Raw genomic sequence first — 20199 nt, 5'->3', positions numbered from 1 at the left:
TATACGTTCTTACCTGTTGTGAAAAGGTATCTCTCGAAGCAACACATTTTTAATGAGATTTGTATCCAATATCTCTGGATCTTCCTGATTTCTTGCTACCAACCAATTACTCATTCCAACCGTGTGAAAAAGGGCTGTTTCAATGGCTTCTGCCGGCGTCACCAACAAGGTCACGGTGACATATTCGCTGCCAATATACTCATGATCAGTGGCTATATTCTGATCAAGGGCTATTACTTCTCTGTTTTGTAAGGTCATGGCAGCCGCCGCTGATTCGCCGTCATCAGCAAAATGGGGTCTCCCATGAGCATCCATGCCCTCTATTTCATCTGCTTCAAAGACTGAGACAACATCCACTTTATTCCCAACTTCTAAAAGTCCTGCCAACCCTGTATTGTAATGGACATTGATGGTTATGGCCCTCATTCCTTCTGGAACCATATAGCCAAGTCCAGTGCTCATATAACCAGTATTATCAATTCTTTCTGCCCGAAATAGTTCACCCTGGTAAATATTCTCTGACGCAACACTGCCAACAATAGATTCTTTATCTCTTATGTAATAATTTTCTATTTTGTCAGCTTCTATTTCTCCCATTGTCACCATTTCTTCTTGTATGGTCGTTTGCTTTGGAATTTCCTGTGCCGCTATGTAAACTTCAACGGTAGTTGCCACTTCATCAGCCTTTTCATTGCTACCAGTAAAAACAAGGACATAACCGAAAGCCAATACTGCCACCAACAACGCTGCTATTCTTATTATCTTCATCTTTACTCCCTGCTTTCTGTTCATTTTTATTTCTTAGCGATTCTATTCAGTCGCATAGTTCAACAGTTTTGTTTAATGTGCTTTTATTGAATTAGCTTAACTTTTTCCATTCCGTATGAGTCTTGATCCGGATCTATTTCAACGTAGTACCCTTCTGGTACCATCTCGATAAAGTTCCCCCTGACAATACTTTGATTTCCCTGACCATCAACCCCCTTTAGGAAGAATGCCGCAAATCCAGAAACGACCACTTCATCTCTTCCTTGGCTGACTTGTGGTTCATAAACAGGAATTATGATGATTCTTTCACATTCCCTATGATGTTCATCAAAGGTACAAGCAGGCGTATGTGTGCACCTGTTAATTCGATAGTTCACACCTTGACTCGTTGGTCCAGAAATATTTCCAGGTTGTGTCTCAACTGTGTCTCCTATTCTGACAATGCCTCCATAGCCGTACTTAATATTATCGCGATAAATACGTGCTCCTCTACCACCAAGCGCCAGAGCTCCAAAATTCCCAGGACTATTAATGTCTCCAGATTTCAGTTCATATTCTACCCCATAGTCTAGTATTTGCTCTGGAATACCAAAAGGAGCTATCCCTTTCGCACTACTAACAGATCCACGAATTGCTGTAGCAACCGCTCTAGCGTTTCCTACAGGCGTTCCAATAGCCCTTCCAAAGAAATACTCTTTTTCCCTTCGAGCTTCCACTTGAATCTCACCATGATTAGGAAAGGTAACAGTGATTTCTTGATCTGAAGCACCGTTATATTCAGCGTATTCCTTCGCAACATTTTCTGCCTGATTCTGATTGGGCAGTTCCCAAGCTCCTGCCAGTGCTGCAGCGTCTACTACGTTCACTAGTCGCCGTTCTTCAAGCTTTAAACCGCCATAATCTATCACCAGTGCTGCAAACCCAAATAGCACTATCAGAAATATCGTGAATATGACTAATACACTTCCATCTTCCTTTAGAAGGGTTTGATTCGATTGTTGCACATACTTCATCTTATACACACCTCTCATCTATACGGCTTCATTCACATCGAATGGTTGCTGAAGCTCTTAAGGGTACTGGATTAGGTAGAATGGTTTCCAGTAACGGAACCACTAGTGGTGATTCGTATAAAATCTCTATCTCCAACTTAGTGCCAGGCGTTCGGTCATCTTGGCTGACTGGGTATATACGCTCAATACTAAGATATGATTCATCTAAAGTTAGAGCATCTCGAATCCTATCTTCAATTTCGCTATTATCACCACCTACCGCTCCCAATCTTGCGCCTTCTCGTACAGCACTTGTTACGTTGATATAAGAATGAAACACCCTACCAAACTCCATAGAACCGAATATCAAGAGCACGAGAATAGGCAATATCAAGGCCAATTCGACTATAGCTTGTCCCTTTCTATTCTTTATACAACTTATTGTCCCTTTATTTTTTATCATATCTATATCTCCTTAAAAAAAATTTCAGAATTAAATCTATTCACAAGCTAATTCGCACCATTTGTAGGGTATTCAAAATTTGCTCAATTTAATCTTACTTAATAGGTTTAATTATCAATGTTGAAAATAGGTTGTACCGTATTATTTTCGAAGAAGTATCTAGCTTTTTTGAATTTACATCTAAACCTACTCAAAAGCTTGTCTACAAAAGACGTGATGTTTTTTATCCAAGGTATCCTCTTATTCTTGCAACCTTTTGTGTTTTTAAAGATCAAAATCAAACATTTAGTCAGATCATTATGGATTAAGATAGTCCACAACATCAAAGAAGTTTTTTACTATATCACCAACACCACTTAGTGCTCCTACTGTCACCAAGGTGATCAAAAGCAGTATCAGTCCATACTCCACCATACCTTGTCCCGATTCTTTTTTATATACAGCATTTGCTCCATACAACTTCATTCCCATTCATCACCCTCCATATCGTCAGTTTCACTTTTCACAGGTCCTCTTGTTTTGTCTGCTACACAATAAAACCAATCGAGCCTTTACTTAATCACGATTTTTATCATGTCTATTAACAACGTATGGTGCATTGCTAGAATAAAACCACCCATAATCTGCACCGCCATCGGAAAGCTTTGTTTCAAAAAAAACCCCACTGTTATTTTTAAATACACTAGGTATAAAAGCAACGTAGTACTGATCCCTATAAACAAATTGGGTAATTGATGAATCCCTATCATCATCGACAACGCTATCATCAATTTTATGTCTCCAGCACCTACGCCCATTGCACCTGAAAACAGTTTATTCAAAAATGCCGCGAGTAACATGATACTCATCGTTATCAGTGCAGCTATAAGTCCTTCACCCAAACCGATTATTCCTTTAAGTGCTATTTGTTTCATGCAACCAACTAATAACAAGAGTAATACTAGTTCATTGGGAATAATTCTTATGCGTTGGTCTATTCGTACCAATAACAATGCCATCCCAGTCATTAATGAAGTGAATACAGCTTCCGTCATTGGCATATATGTAACTGCTATTACAATCCCAACAGTTATAAGAATTGAGTCGATTATTTTATCAAAAGGTTTTTCTTTTCGAAACGTTCTATATGCTTCTGTCCTTTTCCTTTGTTTCCATCTTATGATGCAATTAGTCAAAACTGAAATGTTCTTTCCAAGTTTCCAGCCTGCAAAAACAACGAAAAAATACAGAAGCACCTCTAACACTCTTTCCATAATCACCCAGCCCTTATTCGTTATTTTTAGAGTAGATGTAGATTCTTCCTACCAATCGTTTCCAATCATGTGCTATTTTAAAACACTCCAACAATAATTCGTACTTATACATAGTGTTTTCTGGAAAGTTCGCAGGGAAGGGTGCACCATCCCTCCCTTACGAACTTTTGACTTCAACATCTTAGGAGTTAGGACTCCAGCTTATGGAGTGAGTGTATCTTTGATTGAATCAAACATATCTGATAGTGAGTCTCCTACTAGAGTCATTGTTCCAATAGCAGCAACAGAGATCAGTACCAAAATCAATCCATACTCTACCATCCCTTGTCCAGATTCTTCCTGTAATAACCAATTCATTCTCTTCACCTCCTTTGCTTCGTTTATTTTGAACATTCTGCATTTTTAGCTAACCGTTCGGGGCAATGCTACTTCCATTTCATAACATTACGCTATCCCTTAGGAGTCCAAATAGTGTCAGCTGACTTCATAAATAATAGCATAGGAGGATTCGATTTTCTGGACGATTTTTGTCATTTTGATTCACAATTTTTGTCGTATTTTTCTGCTTATTGTCCTTTTCTAGTTCTATAGTCCCCATTATTTTCGGGACTTTTCTAGGGATTTTCCTGTTTTACTTTCTGTGCTAAAGTATGTTTTCTCTATTTCCAAGCTCTATAGTGCTTCCTTTTCTCTAGGACCTGGCTAATCGTCTTGAATTGTGACATTTTTCTAAATTATTGGTACACTATTGATAATTTAGAAAAAACAAACTATCAAAGGGGCGATTATTGTGGATATTCTGAATCATATTCTTACTTTTTTAACAAAAGCCAATTCCTATATTGGAAACTTGGTTTGGGGAACTCCCTTTCTTTTATTAATGATAGGAACTGGTCTTTATTTAACGATTCGTCTTGGATTTCTTCAATTTACGCTCATGGGGCTTGCATGGAACAAAACCTTCGGAAAAATGTTCCGCAAAGATGCAGATGATCACAACAGCGGAGCTATTACTTCTTTCCAATCCTTGACATCTGCTATGGCAGCCACCATAGGAGTGGGAAATATTGCAGGTGTTGCCACTGCCCTCGTGTTAGGTGGTCCAGGTGCTATTTTTTGGATGTGGGTTTCTGCATTAGTCGGTATGGCCACTAAGTTTGGAGAGGCAACTTTAGGTGTTAAATTTCGAAATATAAATGCAGATGGCTCTTTCTCTGGAGGTGTTATGCAATACATTGAAAACGGTATCGGCCACCATTTCAAATGGTTATCCGTTTTATATGCCTTATTTGCTGGTTTGGCTGCCTTTGGCATTGGAAACATGGTTCAGTCTAACACTGTAGCCGTTGCATTAGAGGAGTTTGGTGTTTCTCCAACTATTTCTGGAATTGCCATCGTTCTATTCGTGGGACTTGTAACCCTTGGTGGAATTGTACGGATAGCCAGAACTGCCGAGATGGTGGTTCCCGCCATGTCCCTCATCTATTTTGCTGGTTCTTTTACGATTCTATTGCTTAACTATTCCGCTATCCCCCAAGCCTTTCAGAGTATTTTTTATTATGCTTTTAATCCTTATGCCGCTGGTGCTGGTGGGGTTGGTATTACAGTTGCACATGCAGTTCGATACGGCGTTTCCCGTGGTGTTTTTTCTAACGAGGCTGGCCTTGGTGGTTCTTCTATTGTCCATGCTCAAGCCAGAAACGAACCTATAGGACAAGGATTCTGGGGGCTTTGGGAAGTTTTCATTGATACGATGATTGTTTGTACTATGACGGCCTTAGTCATCTTAACTACCGGCGTCCTTGACTCTGGACATACAGGCGCTGAACTTACTGCCGCAGCCTTTTATCATAGCTTGCCTGGACCAGGTGGCTATATCATTTTGATTTCCATTATCTTTTTTGCCTATACGACCATGCTAACGTGGTGTTATTATGGTGAAAAAAGCTGGGAATATTTATTTGGCAAAAAAATTGTATTGCCTTATCGCATATTCTTTTTACTTTTTCTATATATTGGTGCAAATTTTGAACTGCAAGCTGTTTGGCGTTTCGCCGATACTCTTAATGGGTTAATGATTGCTCCAAATCTAGTAGCATTATTATTGCTTTCTGGTGTTTTAGTCGCTGAAAAACAATTATATCTAAAAAATAACAAGGAAAGACTTTAACTTTTTAATAGAAAAACCCCCATAACAGCGCTCATTGGCTGTCATGGGGGTTTCTACCATCTTCGTGTTTCTTCTATATCCTAGTCTTTAAGCCTTTTTTCACAAGGCTCATTCCTAGGCCTAGCCAAAGTAGCATCCCTATCCCAACAGGGAAGAAATCATTAATGAGGGCTTTTTCCATCATGGCCATGGCCATGGCTGGTGGCAAAATCATTATAACAGATTGAATCCCAGCAGGATAAATCGCCGTTGTCCAAAAACATCCTCCCACCAAACATAACAATAACACAACAAAGGTTGTACTCCCGCTATACTTGGCAATGTTTCCCCACCTATCTATAAAGATGAAAAGGGAGGTTGTCAAAAAACCATACATCGTCAACACAAACACAGCGATCCCTGCGGTTCCCCAAAACCTTAGGGCAAAAAACGTATCCAAGGTTAAGAGGGTCACAAGGGCCATTCCCCCTTGAATTAGGGTATACAGATACAGCGTAGCCATATAAGCCGCTTTTTCTGTTCCTGTAATCAACATCACACGTTGCCATGTACCTGCTCTTTTTTCATGCTGAATCACCATAGGCAGGCTGGCTGCAAAAAAAGTCATCATGGCAATTAATGCACCGTAAGGGGCTGCCAAGATTCCTCTTGGCACTTGCTGAGGCTCTCCAAATCCTCTGCTTTCCTCTTTGACTTTCAATGGAATCGGCGGTCCATCTTCCCAATAAGTTTCGGCATGTTCTATGATTTCATTCCGCAAGGCTTCTTTGTCTTCTACCTTAAGGTTTTGTTCCTCATAGCTTCGTATAATAATCCCTGCTGCACGATGATGACTAGCTATCCGAATCACACCAGAAGCCATCAACTCCCCTACGGCATCGGCTCCAAGAGAACTGGCAGAACGATGGATTTGTATGGTTGGAATTAATTCTCTCTTCATGGTTTCTTCAAAGCCTTTAGGAAGAATATAAGCACCTTCAACTTCATAGCCTCGAACTCGATCCATCGCATCATCACGATCTGTCTCCACTAATCGCACCATAAATTCCTGACGCATTAGGTCTGTCAGAAAAACAGAGGCCTGACTTTGGTCTTCATCCACCCATGCAATGGGGATGGCACCACCTTGCTGTGGTTGATAGACAAATCCCATGACAGCAGACAACAACACCGGCAACACTAGTATCATCACAAAAAAGCCTGGTTGATAAAACAACCTGCTTCCCATAGCTCCCATTAAGTGACCCTTCATGAAGCTTCCACCTCCTGTTTGTTACGAAAGAGACGGCCTGCCAGAAAGACCATAGCACCACCCAGCAAGCAAAAACCAAGGGCCATTTTTTGTACATCACTTACATTCCCTAGTTGAAACTGAAAACTCGCTGTCAGCATCCAATAATGGGGTGTAAGCCAAGAAAATGGTCTTAAAAAATCCGGCAAATAATGCAAGGGAATTAAACCTCCCCCCACTAAGGCACTAATGAGTAAAATACCTGTTAAGCTCGTTTGATATGTCTCTTCTTGTTGAATACACACCCCTACAAGTAAACTAAGGCTACTCAACAACACCAGGAAGGAGACATACAACCCTACAAACCAAATCAACATACTGGCTTCCGCTGATAAAAGATGCCATAAAAAACCAGCCATCACAAGGCTCTGTAGAATCGCTGCAAAAAACACACGAAAGAACTGAACCCCCATGTACTGCCAAGTGCTCATGCCACTGAGTAAAATCCGCTGGGTTATTCCAGTTGCTCTTTCTCGCAACCATTCTCTACTTTCTGCAACGGCTAAAAAAAGCAAAAACAGCACAAGCATGGCTGTCCCATAATATTGAATAGGGCCAAAACCCCTCATGTCTTCTATAACGAGGGGTTCTAGCAATTGATTTCGGATGCGATAGGCACGAAAGGTGATTTCTTCCATCACTGGCACTATTTTTTCTTCCCGCTGAGCCTGAGAAAATCCGAGTTTTTCATAATAGTTCCATACTGCATAGACTGCAGATTGACCTCCAGAAACGCTTTTCATTGAGTGTTCCATAATGGTTTTAACAAGCTGTCCTTCAAATGGCTGGGCTGGATCCAGCACCAATAATAATTCTTTGTTGTCTCCAGCTTCCAAGGTTCGGATCATTCCCTCTGGTATCAGCACTAAGGCTGCTGCTTGTTGTTCTTCCATCAACTCGTAGCCTTGGGCCTCTGTTTGGGCTAAGCTAATGGTTACTAAGCGACTCAGTGCCTCATCATTAAGAATTTGTTGCTGGGTTAACTGCATAATGGTGTGATCGTCTTCGTTCACCAAAATGACATCGAAGGGATCCAGCCAAACGCCTTCTTCAAAAAATCCAGCGAAGCCTGCTCCTAACAAAAACATCATTAAGATGGGAAGTACCATAGCAGCCAGCCACCATCCTGGCTGTTTTATTTTTTGTTTTAGGTGGCATAATGCAAGGCCGAGTACTTTGGACATCATCAACACTCCTGATTAAAATGCAAACATCATCTGGAAAATCAATTGCATCAAATCGATAGAATTTTCATCTGTTAATTCTGGAATTTCAATCTCTACAGGTTCATTAATCGTAATGGCATCTACTGTAAAGTTTGCATCCATGGTGAGACGCACTTCCTCTTCTGGCTCCAATACGATCAAACTATTTACTGCTGTTCGGATAATCTGATAATCTCCGTCCAAGTAAAAACTTAATGCTATATCAGAGGCTTCATGGTCCATTAATGGCATTACCTCTTCCATAAACATATGAATATCTTCCCGCATTTCCTGGGTGATTTCATCCATTTCTTCTTCAAAGGCTTCTCGGGTTAAGTCTGCTTCAAACTGTCCCGACATCTCAAACATAAAGTCTCTCATTTCTTCTGTTTCGTATAAATCTACCATCATATCCCCTAAGGCTTTTATTTCCTTTTCTCCAATGGTGATGGTAATTTGTGTAGCAGAAGTTGCTTCTCCATCTATGCTAATTTCAACGTCTCCTAAATTCTCCATAGCTTCATCTTCCAAGGCATTTAGCAAAAGATCCAAGGCAACTCGGGTAATCTCTTCTATCTCTTCATGTTCTGGAAAAAACGTCAAGGATTCATTGAATTCTTCGGCTATGTCTCCCATGTCTTCACCAGTAAGGGCACTTAAATCATCCATTAACTCATCTAATCGAAGAACAATATATCCGTCTCTTAACATAGGTTCTTGTAAAACCATGGCTAACATTGGGATCTGAGCCACCATCATTTCTTCTGTGATGATCAAGTCGAAATCCACATTCATGCCAGCGGCATAGGCTTTTGCTTGCATCGCCACTTTTCCAGCTTCCATATCGCCTTGCATTCTCATATTAAGCCGCAGATCTTCCATAGCCCCTAACATCATGGCTGCCTCTGGATCAAGTCCTGAAGCATCGTCTGCTGTAAAAGACAGATTTAAGTCAAGTTCTGTATCGCTGGTTACTACTTCCAATTCTTTTTCAAAGGCTTTTTCCAAAGCTTCTCTTGGTGTTTCATCCGAGGGGGAACTGCACCCTACGGCGCCCATCACTAAAAAGATGGAAAGGATCAAGCTTATTATTTGTTTTTTTCTCATATTCATTCTCTCCTATTCTATATGCTCTCTGCAAACATGCTTTTTATTTTTTCTTTTCCGTTAACGGAAACATCTTCTAAGTCTATTTCTTGGTGTTTGCGACCATTCTTTAACCAAAGGACTCTTCCACCTAATGCCAGGACTTCCTCAAAGGAATGAGCAACACAGACAATAGCAACCCCTTCTTTGGACAAGTTTCGTAGGGATTCAATGATTTGCATGGCCGTTGGGGCGTCAATACCGGCTGTTGGTTCATCTAATAGCAACAGCTTAGGCTGGTGCAATAACGCCGCCGCTAAATGGGCTTTTCGCTTCATTCCTCCAGAACAATGCTTAATTTTTACGGATTCCTGTCCTTCCAGTTTCAGCCATTGAAACAACTTGTCCATCTGCTCTTTCTTTTTTTCTTTGGATAATCCATACAGTTTTGCAAAAAGATGAAGATTCTCTTCTATGCTAAAGTGATGATAAAGTGCCACTTCCTGTGATCCATAGCCTATTTGTTTTCTAATTTGTGATACGGGCATGTCTCCATCATTAAAATAGAAACACCGACCACTCCTTGGTTTTTTTAAGGTAGCAATTATATTCAACAACGTTGTCTTTCCTGCTCCATTTAAACCCATTAGACTGACCACTTCACCAAGCTCAACACCAAAACTGATTTGATCAATGATGTTGTGCTTTCCATCGTAAGAATAGCTTACATCTCTCAGTTCCAGTGCTTTCAATTTTCCACCTCCTTTCCTTAACCCGCCATCTTCTTTTAATACTATGAAAAGCGGATAATTTTTTATTCGCTTAGGCAAATAACAATTATACCACCTTTTATTACTACGTTAACTAGTCAATTTAGTTTATTTTGAGATTCGTTTTTTTATTCTTTTTAAAACAAAACATGACCCACCGGCTTTTTTCCTAAGAATTAAAAATTCTTTAGCCGATGGATCATGTTTTTTCTTTCGCTTCATAAATGGTTTTCCAAGGCTTTTTATATCCTTACACGGTTCCCCTATAGGCTTCCCAATAAATACTCACTAAGGTTTCTTGGGTGACTTGTATGGGATTGCCTCCAGTGCAAATATCTTGTAGTGCCACCTGGGCCATTTCTTCCACTACTTGACTGAATTCTTCTTGCTGAATCCCTAAGTCTTGAATTTTTTGTGGAAGAGACATAGCTTCTTTTAATACCTTGATCCCTTGAATAAGGCTTAAGACACCTTGATCTTCGGTGCTGGCGGGAAAGCCTATTTTTCTTGCTAATTGTGCGTATTTTTGCTTGACCCTAGCATCTCCCTTGCTATTAAACGTCATGATATAAGGAAGTAGCAAGGCGTTGCTTCTGCCATGAGGAATTTTAAAGTAACTTCCCAAGCTATGGGCTAAGCTATGATTGATACCTAATCCCGCATTATTAAAGGCGATGCCTGCCATACAGGACGCATTATGCATTTTCTCTCGTGCTTCTATATGACTGCCTGCCTCATAGGCTTGTAATAAATATTCAAACACAAAGGCAACGGATTTTTCTACCAAGGCATCCGTAAAATCTGATGCATCTTTGGCCACATACGCCTCTAAACAGTGGGTTAACACATCAATTCCTGTATCGGCCGTAATAGCGGCTGGAATGGAACTTGTAAAACTTGGATCTAATATGGCCACATCTGGCACCATGACCTCATCCACAATAGGGTATTTTTTCTGTTTTTCTTTATCTGTGATCACGGAATAGGCAGTCACTTCAGATCCTGTTCCGCTGGTAGTTGGAATACTCACAAAGAATGGCTTTTTAACCGTCTCGATGCCTGTTAGATTTTCCTTCATCTTCATGCAAAAATACATAATGGCTTTTGCAGCATCAATAGCTGATCCGCCGCCAAGGGCAATTAATATGCTTGGTTTATATTCTAAAATATGCCCTAGGCCTTTGTATACAATGTCAAAAGAAGGGTCTGGCTCTACTTCGGAAAACACTTCATACTCAATGCCTTTTTCCTCCAATAGCAACGTCACTTTGTTTACCATGTTCAGCTCTATCATAGTAGGATCCGTCACAATGCAAGCCCGTGTCCCTTTCAACCCGCTTAGATACTGAAGAGCATCCATGCCATGGATAATGTCCGTCTTTTCTTTGAATCTCCTCATCTTATCACCACCTTTTCCCTAAAAAATCCGATTACCCTTGAGTTTCTTCACCGTTTTTTCCAATGGTTTTATTCACAATAAATAAGGCTACCATGACCGCCGTTATTCCTCCGGCCATTTTTCCTACTACCATGGGAAAAATCATATCTTGATTCACGCCAGCCGTAAAGCCAAGATGATCTCCCAATACAAAGGAAGCACTTACTGCAAAGGCAACATTGATGATTTTTCCTCGTTGATCCATGTCTTTCATTAAACCAAACATTGGAATACTATTGGCTAAGGTGGCTACCATCCCTGCTGCTGCCACATCTCCCATTCCCAGCACTTTCCCCATTTTCATCAATGGCTTGCTGAATACTTTTGTAACGACGTACACCATAGGAAAGGCTCCTGCTAGCATAATGGCAATTTCTCCAACAATTTCTATCCCATCAGAAATTGGTGCCATGCCAGGAATCACCACAAATCCTGTTAATGTCTCTACAATAATAGCGGCTAAGCCTGCAGTGATCACCACTACAACCCCTTTACCAAAAACAGTAAATCCTTTAATCATTTGTTGAGGCATTTTCCATAGTCCTAAGGAAAGTAATAAGGACACAATAATAATCGGTACTAAATTGGTCAAGATCATGGCAAGGCTAAATCCTGCCACTAATCCGCCAACTAAAGCTCCAAAGGGAATCGTAATCAACCCTGCTAATACTCCCGTGGCTAAAAATTTATGGTCTTCTTTCCGAATAATTCCCAAGGCTACAGGAATGGTAAATACAATGGTTGGCCCCATCATGGCGCCTACAATTAATCCTGCAAACAAACCAGCTTCTTGGGTTTGTGCCAATTGCATGGCCAAAGGATAACCACCCATGTCATTGGCTAACAAGGTTGTTGCAAACATCGCTGGATCTGCACCTAAAAAAGTATATACGGGTACCACCACTGGCTCTAGGATAGTGGCTAGCACTGGTGCCAAAGAAACCACCCCTACCATGGCCACAGCCAGTGACCCCATGGCCATAATTCCTTCGTCAAACTTTTCTCCTAATCCATATTTATTGCCAATAATTTTATCCAAGGCTCCTAAGATCATAAAAAAGACCATCATATATACGATAATATCATTAATATTCATCAAAACACCTCTCTCTTTAAATTTTAAAATCCATGCAGGATTTATAATAATGTTTCAAATAGCGCTTTGGAAGGAGAAGGAATCATGGTTTTTTCCACAAGCATTCCTCTTTCCTTGGCAATGGAAGCCCCCACTTGTACCGCTTCTTGCACCGAGCTGGTATCTCCGCAGAAGGTCATAAAGGATTTTCCGCCAATAGACAGCCCTAATCGAATTTCGATCAGCGTGATAGCAGCCGCTTTTGCAGCAGCATCTGCCGCTACAATGGAGGTTGCAATATTGAAAAATTCCAATACCCCTAAGGCTCCTCTCTTAGGTACTATGCTTAGACCTTCAATGGCCTGTATAAGCTGAGGATGTACATTGGGAAGCAGTAAGTGATCTACCACATAAGCCTTGCCTGTATTTTGCCCTGCTTCTATGGCGGCTTTAACAGCTCCTACTTCTCCACATAGTAGCACTATGTACTTTCCAGGGCATACAGAATGGGCTTTTAATAGCTGAATTTCCGCTATTTTCATCATAGCATCGGCTACCTCAATGCCTTTTGCAATACTATTCAATTCTATAAATCCTATGGTTTTAATCATGAAACTCCCACCTTCTCTTTTACCTCAATACAAATTGCTTCCTCTATATTGGTAACCCGTCCACTAATGCTGGCATGAACCTTGGCTCCTAAGCTATCTTGACGGATATCTCCAATCAGTTGGCCTTGTTCAACCAAGTCTCCCACCTTTACCACCGGCGTGGCTACGTTTCCAATATGTTGTTTTAGGGGAATTCGAACCTCCTTAGGTTCTAGTAGCCAACTGCAATCTTCTAGCTCTGCTTCATATCCCAAAATATCTAATCGAGCCATCAGCCTTTCCGCAGGCACTTGTCGATACCCTCGCATAGGATGTATCTCTGATAAATCAAGGGGATCCCATCCTTTGATGCCTTTTTCCATCAGCATTTTTTTGATTTCTCCATTAATCCTTCGAGGCGAAAGACCCATGGGACAGGCAAAACTCTCACAAACTCCACATTCACAACACAAGAGTGCTTCTTTTAAGGTTTCTTTTTGCTGATAATCAATCCCCAAGGATCGCATAATTCTATGAGGCCTTAAAGGATGGCCAATCATATTGCGAGGACATAAATCTGTGCATAAAGAACATTGGATGCAGGCGGAACGAGCCCTGTTTATCATTTGACCAAAACTTTGTTCCTGTCTTTTGAAAATACTGTGATCCGAAGGTAATAGAATAATAGCGGCTGTGGTTTTGGTAATTACTTGGGTTTTAAGCTCTTCTGCCTCTAAAATCCTTCCCATCATTGGGCCACCTAAGATACCTTTATAGGCTGAAAGGGTGGCTCCACCTGCCATCTTCACACAAGTGTCAACAGAAGTACCAATCGGCACCTCCCATAAGGAAGGATTTTCCACCTCTCCCACTACACTGACCAATTTATGGGTGACTGGTTTTTCTTCCAATGCTTCTTTGATGCTAAGGAGAGTCCCTACATTGGATACCACAACGCCTACGTCTTTGGGGATTCCAGCAGGCGGCACTTGTCGCTTTACCAATTCATATACTAAAATATGCTCATCTCCAGCAGGGTAGAAGTTTTCCACCTCATGGATGGTAACAGATGCATCTAGATGCTGAATGGCCTCTTGTAAAGCTTGAATCTCTTGGGTGCTTTTTTTCTTAATGCCTATGATGGCTTTTTTTACACCAAGGTGCTTTCCTAGTAGTTCAATGGTTTCAATTATTTCTCGACTCTTGTGCCGCATTAAATATTTGTCCGTTCCTAATAAAGGTTCGCATTCTGCTGCATTTATGAGGAAGTACTCGGCCTCCCCGCTAAATTTCACATGACTTGGAAATCCAGCACCACCGGCTCCTACCACCCCTGCCGCTTTAATTTGATTGATTATATCCATCTTACCGCCCCTTGTTTTCCCTTGGTTCTAGGATCTACCTTCCACTTCGTCAATAATTCCCACAATGGTAGCATCAATGGCTAGGGCTTCTTTTCCCAGAACTTTTCTTGCAGCGCTTCCTTTGACAATCAGCACTTGATCTCCAAATCCTGCCCCTACGCTATCCGCCGCTACAAAAGGGTCTCCGATTTTTTTGTTTTCTTGATTGGTTCCTTGAACCACCAATAGTTTTAATCCGTTTAGGGTTTCATCTTTTCGGGTGGCCCATACATTTCCTACTACTTCGCCAATGATCAATAGCCTCTTCCTTCCTGGCTAAGCCCTTGCTATTTGAATATGCTTCTTTCGAATGTAATCCTTTGCCATTGGAGTAATAATGGCTTTTGCTGGGATGGAAACAAGACTACGGTCTTGACAATCTAGGGCTTCTAACTTTTTTTCCGTAATCACTTTCTCTTCCATTCTGATGGGTGTTCTTTGTTCCTCATCCCCACAGACATCTGGGGTAGAAAGGGTTTTTCCTTCTGTCAGTTCTTTTAATTCTCCAATTCGTACCCCCAAGACTCCTAGCTTTTCCCCATAAGATTCATAAAGTGCATAGAGGCCAGAAGGACAAGTTTGTTTAAACCTTTTATATTCCAGTCCATCTTCTAAAACCAATACTCTTTTTCCATGCAAGAGGCCTTCCAGGACGAAGGTCGATGTTTCATCGCCTTTAATACCTTGTGCAATCCATGCCAAACTAGATACGGATAACGCAGGAATCACAAGGAAATCTGAAGTCATCAGGTCTTGGATGGTGTAGGAGGTTACAAAATGACTCTGTATGCCCCGAGGCTGTAAAAAAGAGTTAATGCGGTTTTGATCTACAGATGATTCTCCCCCCCAAATCATGGCAAGGGCCTTTCTAGGATGACCAGGCTCTATCTGCATTTTTTTTATTTGCATCATAACTTCTTGAGTGATTTTTCCTACTAAGGTTTCTATCTCCATGGTTTCACTCCTATTATCTGCAGTTCATAGCAATCCCTAAGGGGGTTACTAAAAATGGATTCAACGGTTTATACGTGGAAATCTTTAATTCTTTTTCAACGACTTTTTCAAAATCCTTTAAACAACAAGTACCGCCTACTAAATACACAGCCTCAATATTATGATGAACTATATGGGTCTTTACAATGGAAGCCATTTTCTGAATCACCGGCCTTACCACCTGCAGTACTTCCCCTTGCTTGGATTTGTCTTTTTTTAAAGCTTCTGCTGCTTCAAAGGAGACACCATAATTTCCTGCAAGGACCAAGCTGATATGGGTGCCCCCTGTGGCTTCGTCTACGGTATGCACGACGGCTTCCTCTTTAAGAATCGATAAACCAGTAGTTCCTCCACCAATATCCACAATAACCCCATTTTTCACTTGTAACACATGATTGGCTGCCGTAGGTTCATCCACCAGGGCTACTACTTCTAACCCAGCAGCCTCTACCACATAGCCATGAGTTTTACTGTCTTTTTCGCTTGTTCCTGGTGGTACGGCAATAGCCGCTTTCATGAGTTTTTTTCCAATTCTTGCTTCTATTTTTTCTTTTAAGGATTGTACAATGGCGGTGGCTCCCAGATAGTCTACCACCAAGCCATCTTTGATTACTTGAGCAAAGGCCATCTCTGTTGCAATGGGTCGATGCTGCTGATCCAATAACACTAGGACGATATAAGCCGTCCCAAGATCTACACCTAAAAGAAGTTGGCTTTCAGGATCGAAGGTGCCGGTTTCATCAAGTGATTTTTCCACTTCTTTGATCTGCTGGTTCACTTTTGTAAAATCCACGGCCTTCCCTCCTACTCCTTTATAAGTTCCGCCATCGTCCCTGGGGTATAGGCGGTGGCATTTCCTTCATCATGATCTATATGCATACTAAGACGATAGGTGTCTTTCACTCGCACTAAGACGTCTTCTAAAACAGCAGGCCTTTTACTTTTGATGCGAACCTTTACCTGTTGTCCGTCCTGAACTCCTAGGTTTTCTGCATCTTTACTGGTCATATGAATATGTCTTTGGGCTACAATAACGCCTTCTTCTAAGGTTAAAGCCTTTTTGCCTGCCGCAATAATAACGCCTTCCGATCCTTGGAGTTTACCCGACTCTTTTAATGGCGGTTGAATGCCTAAAGTTCTGGCATCTGTATAGGATATCTCTACTTGAGTTCTTTCTCTGGCAGGTCCCAATATAGCGACATTATGAATGACTCCCTTGGGACCTACCAAGGTGACTCGCTTATCGCTTTGAAATTGTCCTGGTTGAGACAATTCTTTCAGTACATGAATGGCTTGTCCTTCTCCAAACAAGAATTCGATATGTTCCTTGCTTAAATGCACATGCCTTGCAGATGTCTCTACTGGGATCTCTGCAGCATTTTTATGGGATCCTTGAATTTCTGCTATCACGTCATGGATGATTTTTTCCACCATAGCCTCGTTTATCATGGCTTCACCCCCTTTTTTGATAATAATTTCCTCTCCATCGACACATCATGACATAGATGCCACTACTCAAACGATTTAACGCTTGGAGAAGGTCTTGCCGCTGGATTTTTCCTTCTTTGGTAGCAAAGGCTTGTATTCCAATAATTTCTAACTCCCTTGCTAAACTACGCAAGGTATTCAACTTGATGAGCACAGGCCCCATGCTGTAATCTGGTAAAATATGCTCTACCTGAAGATACTTCTGAGGATGATGGGATGCTTTTCGCAAGAAAGCTTGATCCATCCCTGCTATTTCCCACTGCTCAAAGGGTTCTTCTAACACTTCGGCCCGCAAAATATTTCTGGCAAAATCTAGGACTTCTGTTAATTCTTCCAATAACTTTTTTTCCTTTTCCTTTTCCAGAAAGATCTGGACTTCCAAGACTTGGGCTTGAAAACTATCCAGTTTACCTCTAAGTTGTATTCGAAAATCATCTTTACGCACCAAGACATTGCCGTAAAGTTGGGTTAAATGTTCCGGTTTTTCTTGAAAATATCCGCCATGATAATAATCCTTATATCGTTTCTCCTTGGGTTGCTCTTTTGTTGACCACAGGCTAGTGGCCTGCTGGGTTGTTTCTGTTTCTGTTTCTGTTTCTGTTTCGTATATCAATTCAATCTTTTTTTGTTTTAAAAATTCTTTTGCCGATGGCGTCACCATGGTTTTAGGACTCACCACATAGCGTTGGGGAAACTTATTTTTAAACTCCATTCGAAGTCCCGATTCGGTTAAAACCTTCATAGACTCCCTCCTTTAGGTCGTTTAACCTTCCCAGATCTCCAAGAGATCTGGGAAGAAACGAAAACTACTCTTTGATTTGTGGAAGGATGGATTCTACTTCTCCATGAGGTCTTGGAATCACATGTACGGATAATAGTTCTCCTACTCTTTCTGCTGCGGCTGCACCAGCATCTGTTGCTGCTTTAATAGCTCCTACATCTCCTCGTACCATCACGGTTACCAAACCACCACCTACTTGTTCTTTTCCTACGATGGTTACGTTGGCTGCTTTCACCATTGCATCTGCTGCTTCAATTGCACCTACTAATCCTTTTGTTTCGATCATTCCTAACGCATTTAATGTTGCCATTTGAAATTCCTCCTTTTAGTTTGTGTTATTATTTAAATTTTTCATTACCAACTGTGTAATCTGATCAATGGCTTCTTTGCTTAAGGTTTCTGATGTTTCTCCAGAAGTATCTTCTTTTTTACTTACTACCTTTTGAGCCACTTCTTTTCTCTCTAAATCGTGTTTGTCATAAGCCATTCTTCGAATATTAATCAAATTCATTGGGTCTACATTATCTGACGTGGCACTGCCTCCAATAGCCCCGCAACCTAAGGTGAAGGATGGCGCTAAGTGGGTGCTGATTCCAACAGCTCCGTGGGTAGACGGCGTATTCACTAAAAATCTTGATACTGGTTTCTCTAAGGCAAAGGCTTTAATAACAGATTGATTATGAGAATGAATGGCTAGGGTATGGCCAAGGCCACCATTTTTCAAAAGATCATAAGACAATGTGCAGGCTTGCTTCCAATCTTCGACACTATAGAATGCCAGTAATGCCGTAAGTTTCTCTTTAGAAAATGGAATCTGTTTGCCTACTTCTGTTTCTTCAGACAACAGGAGGATAGTCCCTTCTGGAATCTCAATGCCTGCTATCTCTGCAATTGCTTTGGCTGACTGTCCCACGATTTTGGGGTTCATGCCGCCGCTGGCTGTCTCCATAATGGCTTTTACTTTTTCACGTTTTTCGCCTGTTAAAAAGTATCCCCCTTGTCGTTTCAACTCTTCTTTGACCTCTTTTTCAATGCAATCTTCGGTTACGATGGCTTGCTCCGAAGCGCAGACGGTGCCATGGTCAAAGGTTTTGCTGGAGATTATTTTTGCAACCGCGTCTTGAATATCCGCACTTCTTTCTATAAATGCTGGTACGTTCCCAGGACCCACTCCCAAAGCTGGGGTTCCAGAGCTATAAGCCGCTTTTACCATAGCCGATCCCCCTGTGGCCAGAATTAAATCTACCCCTTGATGCTTCATCAGCTGGCTAGTTCCTTCTAAGGTTGTAACGGTCATGGATTGTATTAAACCGCTGGGTGCTCCTGCTTTTATAGCTGCTTTATTCAGTAATTCAACGGTTTTCAAAATGCTGTTCAACGCACTGGGATGTGGGCTAAAGATAATGGCATTTCCAGATTTCAACGCAATCATAGCTTTGTAAATTACCGTGGACGTTGGATTGGTCGAGGGAATCAAAGCTGCAATTGTGCCAACTGGTGTACCAATTTCAACAATGCCTTTTTCTTCTTCCTCTTTAATAATGCCGACGGTTTTCATCTCTTTGATATACTCATACACCCCAAGGCTGGCAAGTTCATTTTTAATTTTCTTGTCTTGCCATTTTCCAAATCCTGTTTCTTTTGCAGCCATTTGGCCTAGATACTCAGCTTGTCGATAGCCTACTTCTTTCATCTCTTCAATAACCCGATCTATTTTTTCTTGCGAAAAGGCCGCAAACTCTTTTTGTGCTTTATTGGCTTTTTGAACCATATCTCGTACTTCTTGTATGGAAAGTAAGTCTTTATCTTGCAATGCCAATTATTCCACCTCCGTTTTAATATGTGCTGCTATGGCTGTAATCAGCTGGGCTTTATTTGCAAATTTTATGGCTGTGGTTTTCATGGAAAAGGGATGGAGATTCCTTGCAATTCTCCTTAATTCTGTCACCTTTAATTCATGAAGCTCTTTTTTAGAAGATCCCCCTGCTTTTTTCTCTTGGAATTTTTCCACCAAGCTTTTTTCGTAGGCTTTCATTTTTTCCTGGGTAGCCGATTCACCGATGGTTCCAGATACTTGAATGGTTTCTGATGCTTGAATGGTTTCTGATTCACAAATGGTTTCCGGCGGATCCATAGAACTTGCTTCTTGGCAGATTTCTGTTTTTCCAAAAAGAATGGCTGTTTGTGCATCGATCCTGGGGATCACATGTTGGGAAACAAGGGTGCCTAGGGTATTAATAGACGCACTGCCAGCTTCAACGGAAGCTTGCACAGCCCCTACATCCCCTTCTAGGATGATGGTCACTAACCCGCCACCGGATCGTTGCACTTCTTTTAATGCCACATTAGCAGATTTTAATGCACTATCTAAGCCTGCAATCGCCGCTAGGTATCCATAGGTTTCTAATAACCCTAATGCTTGGTTCATTTGAT

The 20199-nt window shown here is 41.2% G+C and carries 23 protein-coding genes; 1 reads left to right on the top strand and 22 read right to left on the bottom strand.

What is annotated here, in order from left to right; translation table 11 throughout:
• Nucleotides 1-9 precede the first annotated feature (9 nt).
• The 6 genes from cpaB to ACZ47N_RS08490 all read right to left on the bottom strand — a co-directional run bounded on the left by cpaB (nucleotide 10) and on the right by ACZ47N_RS08490 (nucleotide 3833).
• The gene (gene cpaB / locus ACZ47N_RS08515; RefSeq protein WP_464886129.1) at nucleotides 10-768 is read right to left on the bottom strand and encodes a Flp pilus assembly protein CpaB; all 759 of its coding nucleotides are present in this window, start codon (nucleotides 766-768) and stop codon (nucleotides 10-12) included.
• An 83-nt stretch (nucleotides 769-851) separates the two neighbouring features.
• Complete coding sequence (locus ACZ47N_RS08510; RefSeq protein ID WP_464886128.1) at nucleotides 852-1781, bottom strand: pilus assembly protein TadG-related protein; 930 nt, start codon at nucleotides 1779-1781, stop codon at nucleotides 852-854.
• A gap of 28 nt (nucleotides 1782-1809) precedes the next feature.
• Nucleotides 1810-2223 (bottom strand): TadE/TadG family type IV pilus assembly protein, encoded by a 414-nt coding sequence (locus tag ACZ47N_RS08505; protein WP_464886127.1) that lies wholly within the window; start codon nucleotides 2221-2223, stop codon nucleotides 1810-1812.
• A 297-nt stretch (nucleotides 2224-2520) separates the two neighbouring features.
• On the bottom strand, nucleotides 2521-2694 hold the full coding sequence (locus ACZ47N_RS08500) for a hypothetical protein (RefSeq protein ID WP_464886126.1): 174 nt from the start codon (nucleotides 2692-2694) through the stop codon (nucleotides 2521-2523).
• An 80-nt stretch (nucleotides 2695-2774) separates the two neighbouring features.
• Nucleotides 2775-3476: a prepilin peptidase gene (locus tag ACZ47N_RS08495; RefSeq protein WP_464886125.1), complete on the bottom strand. Its 702-nt coding sequence runs from the start codon at nucleotides 3474-3476 to the stop codon at nucleotides 2775-2777.
• A 201-nt stretch (nucleotides 3477-3677) separates the two neighbouring features.
• The gene (locus ACZ47N_RS08490) at nucleotides 3678-3833 is read right to left on the bottom strand and encodes a Flp family type IVb pilin (protein WP_464886124.1); all 156 of its coding nucleotides are present in this window, start codon (nucleotides 3831-3833) and stop codon (nucleotides 3678-3680) included.
• A 433-nt stretch (nucleotides 3834-4266) separates the two neighbouring features.
• On the opposite strand from ACZ47N_RS08490, the gene ACZ47N_RS08485 reads away from it, so the two are divergent.
• The gene (locus ACZ47N_RS08485) at nucleotides 4267-5646 is read left to right on the top strand and encodes an alanine/glycine:cation symporter family protein (RefSeq protein WP_464886123.1); all 1380 of its coding nucleotides are present in this window, start codon (nucleotides 4267-4269) and stop codon (nucleotides 5644-5646) included.
• Nucleotides 5647-5719: 73 nt separating this feature from the next.
• Here the strand turns inward: ACZ47N_RS08485 and ACZ47N_RS08480 are convergent, their stop codons facing one another.
• The 16 genes from ACZ47N_RS08480 to ACZ47N_RS08405 form a co-directional block, all read right to left on the bottom strand.
• Entirely contained in the window at nucleotides 5720-6898 is a 1179-nt protein-coding gene (locus ACZ47N_RS08480) for an ABC transporter permease (protein WP_464886122.1), read from the bottom strand.
• Nucleotides 6895-8121 carry an ABC transporter permease gene (locus tag ACZ47N_RS08475; RefSeq protein WP_464886121.1) on the bottom strand — a complete coding sequence of 409 codons (1227 nt, stop codon included), beginning with the start codon at nucleotides 8119-8121 and terminating at the stop codon, nucleotides 6895-6897. Before ACZ47N_RS08475 ends, ACZ47N_RS08480 begins: the two co-directional genes overlap by 4 nt.
• Before the next feature lie 15 nt (nucleotides 8122-8136).
• Nucleotides 8137-9249 carry a hypothetical protein gene (locus ACZ47N_RS08470; RefSeq protein ID WP_464886120.1) on the bottom strand — a complete coding sequence of 371 codons (1113 nt, stop codon included), beginning with the start codon at nucleotides 9247-9249 and terminating at the stop codon, nucleotides 8137-8139.
• Between the two features lie 17 nt (nucleotides 9250-9266).
• Complete coding sequence (locus ACZ47N_RS08465) at nucleotides 9267-9980, bottom strand: ATP-binding cassette domain-containing protein (RefSeq protein WP_464886119.1); 714 nt, start codon at nucleotides 9978-9980, stop codon at nucleotides 9267-9269.
• 268 nt (nucleotides 9981-10248) lie between these two features.
• Nucleotides 10249-11397 carry a 1-propanol dehydrogenase PduQ gene (locus ACZ47N_RS08460; protein WP_464886118.1) on the bottom strand — a complete coding sequence of 383 codons (1149 nt, stop codon included), beginning with the start codon at nucleotides 11395-11397 and terminating at the stop codon, nucleotides 10249-10251.
• Nucleotides 11398-11428: 31 nt separating this feature from the next.
• Nucleotides 11429-12532, bottom strand: coding sequence for an ethanolamine utilization protein EutH (eutH, locus tag ACZ47N_RS08455; protein WP_464886117.1), 1104 nt, complete (start codon nucleotides 12530-12532; stop codon nucleotides 11429-11431).
• A 41-nt stretch (nucleotides 12533-12573) separates the two neighbouring features.
• Nucleotides 12574-13122 (bottom strand): BMC domain-containing protein, encoded by a 549-nt coding sequence (locus ACZ47N_RS08450; RefSeq protein ID WP_464886116.1) that lies wholly within the window; start codon nucleotides 13120-13122, stop codon nucleotides 12574-12576.
• Nucleotides 13119-14465, bottom strand: a complete 1347-nt coding sequence (locus ACZ47N_RS08445; protein ID WP_464886115.1) for a 4Fe-4S dicluster domain-containing protein — start codon at nucleotides 14463-14465, stop codon at nucleotides 13119-13121. The genes ACZ47N_RS08450 and ACZ47N_RS08445 overlap by 4 nt, the downstream gene beginning before the upstream one ends.
• A 27-nt stretch (nucleotides 14466-14492) precedes the next feature.
• Nucleotides 14493-14762, bottom strand: a complete 270-nt coding sequence (locus ACZ47N_RS08440; protein ID WP_464886114.1) for a EutN/CcmL family microcompartment protein — start codon at nucleotides 14760-14762, stop codon at nucleotides 14493-14495.
• 18 nt (nucleotides 14763-14780) lie between these two features.
• The gene (locus tag ACZ47N_RS08435) at nucleotides 14781-15458 is read right to left on the bottom strand and encodes a hypothetical protein (RefSeq protein ID WP_464886113.1); all 678 of its coding nucleotides are present in this window, start codon (nucleotides 15456-15458) and stop codon (nucleotides 14781-14783) included.
• A 13-nt stretch (nucleotides 15459-15471) separates the two neighbouring features.
• The gene (eutJ, locus tag ACZ47N_RS08430; protein WP_464886112.1) at nucleotides 15472-16290 is read right to left on the bottom strand and encodes an ethanolamine utilization protein EutJ; all 819 of its coding nucleotides are present in this window, start codon (nucleotides 16288-16290) and stop codon (nucleotides 15472-15474) included.
• Between the two features lie 11 nt (nucleotides 16291-16301).
• Nucleotides 16302-16946, bottom strand: a complete 645-nt coding sequence (gene pduL, locus ACZ47N_RS08425) for a phosphate propanoyltransferase (protein ID WP_464886111.1) — start codon at nucleotides 16944-16946, stop codon at nucleotides 16302-16304.
• A gap of 4 nt (nucleotides 16947-16950) precedes the next feature.
• Complete coding sequence (locus ACZ47N_RS08420) at nucleotides 16951-17727, bottom strand: cobalamin adenosyltransferase (protein ID WP_464886110.1); 777 nt, start codon at nucleotides 17725-17727, stop codon at nucleotides 16951-16953.
• Between the two features lie 64 nt (nucleotides 17728-17791).
• Nucleotides 17792-18076 carry an ethanolamine utilization microcompartment protein EutM gene (gene eutM, locus ACZ47N_RS08415; RefSeq protein WP_464886109.1) on the bottom strand — a complete coding sequence of 95 codons (285 nt, stop codon included), beginning with the start codon at nucleotides 18074-18076 and terminating at the stop codon, nucleotides 17792-17794.
• Nucleotides 18077-18091: 15 nt separating this feature from the next.
• Nucleotides 18092-19585 (bottom strand): acetaldehyde dehydrogenase (acetylating), encoded by a 1494-nt coding sequence (locus ACZ47N_RS08410; protein WP_464886108.1) that lies wholly within the window; start codon nucleotides 19583-19585, stop codon nucleotides 18092-18094.
• Nucleotides 19586-20194 (bottom strand): BMC domain-containing protein, encoded by a 609-nt coding sequence (locus tag ACZ47N_RS08405; RefSeq protein ID WP_464886107.1) that lies wholly within the window; start codon nucleotides 20192-20194, stop codon nucleotides 19586-19588.
• Nucleotides 20195-20199 lie beyond the last annotated feature (5 nt).

Source organism: Tindallia texcoconensis (genome assembly GCF_055383815.1).
The sequence above is the reverse complement of the archived record's forward strand: the minus strand, read 5'-3'. Positions and strand labels throughout refer to the sequence as shown.

Coding starts and splice junctions, on each gene's coding strand:
- cpaB (WP_464886129.1), bottom strand. CDS start 768: ATGAAGATAATAAGAATAGCAGCGTTGTTGGTGGCAGTATTGGCTTTC.
- ACZ47N_RS08510 (WP_464886128.1), bottom strand. CDS start 1,781: ATGAAGTATGTGCAACAATCGAATCAAACCCTTCTAAAGGAAGATGGA.
- ACZ47N_RS08505 (WP_464886127.1), bottom strand. CDS start 2,223: ATGATAAAAAATAAAGGGACAATAAGTTGTATAAAGAATAGAAAGGGA.
- ACZ47N_RS08500 (WP_464886126.1), bottom strand. CDS start 2,694: ATGGGAATGAAGTTGTATGGAGCAAATGCTGTATATAAAAAAGAATCG.
- ACZ47N_RS08495 (WP_464886125.1), bottom strand. CDS start 3,476: ATGGAAAGAGTGTTAGAGGTGCTTCTGTATTTTTTCGTTGTTTTTGCA.
- ACZ47N_RS08490 (WP_464886124.1), bottom strand. CDS start 3,833: ATGAATTGGTTATTACAGGAAGAATCTGGACAAGGGATGGTAGAGTAT.
- ACZ47N_RS08480 (WP_464886122.1), bottom strand. CDS start 6,898: ATGAAGGGTCACTTAATGGGAGCTATGGGAAGCAGGTTGTTTTATCAA.
- ACZ47N_RS08475 (WP_464886121.1), bottom strand. CDS start 8,121: ATGTCCAAAGTACTCGGCCTTGCATTATGCCACCTAAAACAAAAAATA.
- ACZ47N_RS08470 (WP_464886120.1), bottom strand. CDS start 9,249: ATGAGAAAAAAACAAATAATAAGCTTGATCCTTTCCATCTTTTTAGTG.
- ACZ47N_RS08460 (WP_464886118.1), bottom strand. CDS start 11,397: ATGAGGAGATTCAAAGAAAAGACGGACATTATCCATGGCATGGATGCT.
- eutH (WP_464886117.1), bottom strand. CDS start 12,532: ATGAATATTAATGATATTATCGTATATATGATGGTCTTTTTTATGATC.
- ACZ47N_RS08450 (WP_464886116.1), bottom strand. CDS start 13,122: ATGATTAAAACCATAGGATTTATAGAATTGAATAGTATTGCAAAAGGC.
- ACZ47N_RS08445 (WP_464886115.1), bottom strand. CDS start 14,465: ATGGATATAATCAATCAAATTAAAGCGGCAGGGGTGGTAGGAGCCGGT.
- ACZ47N_RS08435 (WP_464886113.1), bottom strand. CDS start 15,458: ATGGAGATAGAAACCTTAGTAGGAAAAATCACTCAAGAAGTTATGATG.
- pduL (WP_464886111.1), bottom strand. CDS start 16,946: ATGATAAACGAGGCTATGGTGGAAAAAATCATCCATGACGTGATAGCA.
- ACZ47N_RS08420 (WP_464886110.1), bottom strand. CDS start 17,727: ATGAAGGTTTTAACCGAATCGGGACTTCGAATGGAGTTTAAAAATAAG.
- eutM (WP_464886109.1), bottom strand. CDS start 18,076: ATGGCAACATTAAATGCGTTAGGAATGATCGAAACAAAAGGATTAGTA.
- ACZ47N_RS08405 (WP_464886107.1), bottom strand. CDS start 20,194: ATGAACCAAGCATTAGGGTTATTAGAAACCTATGGATACCTAGCGGCG.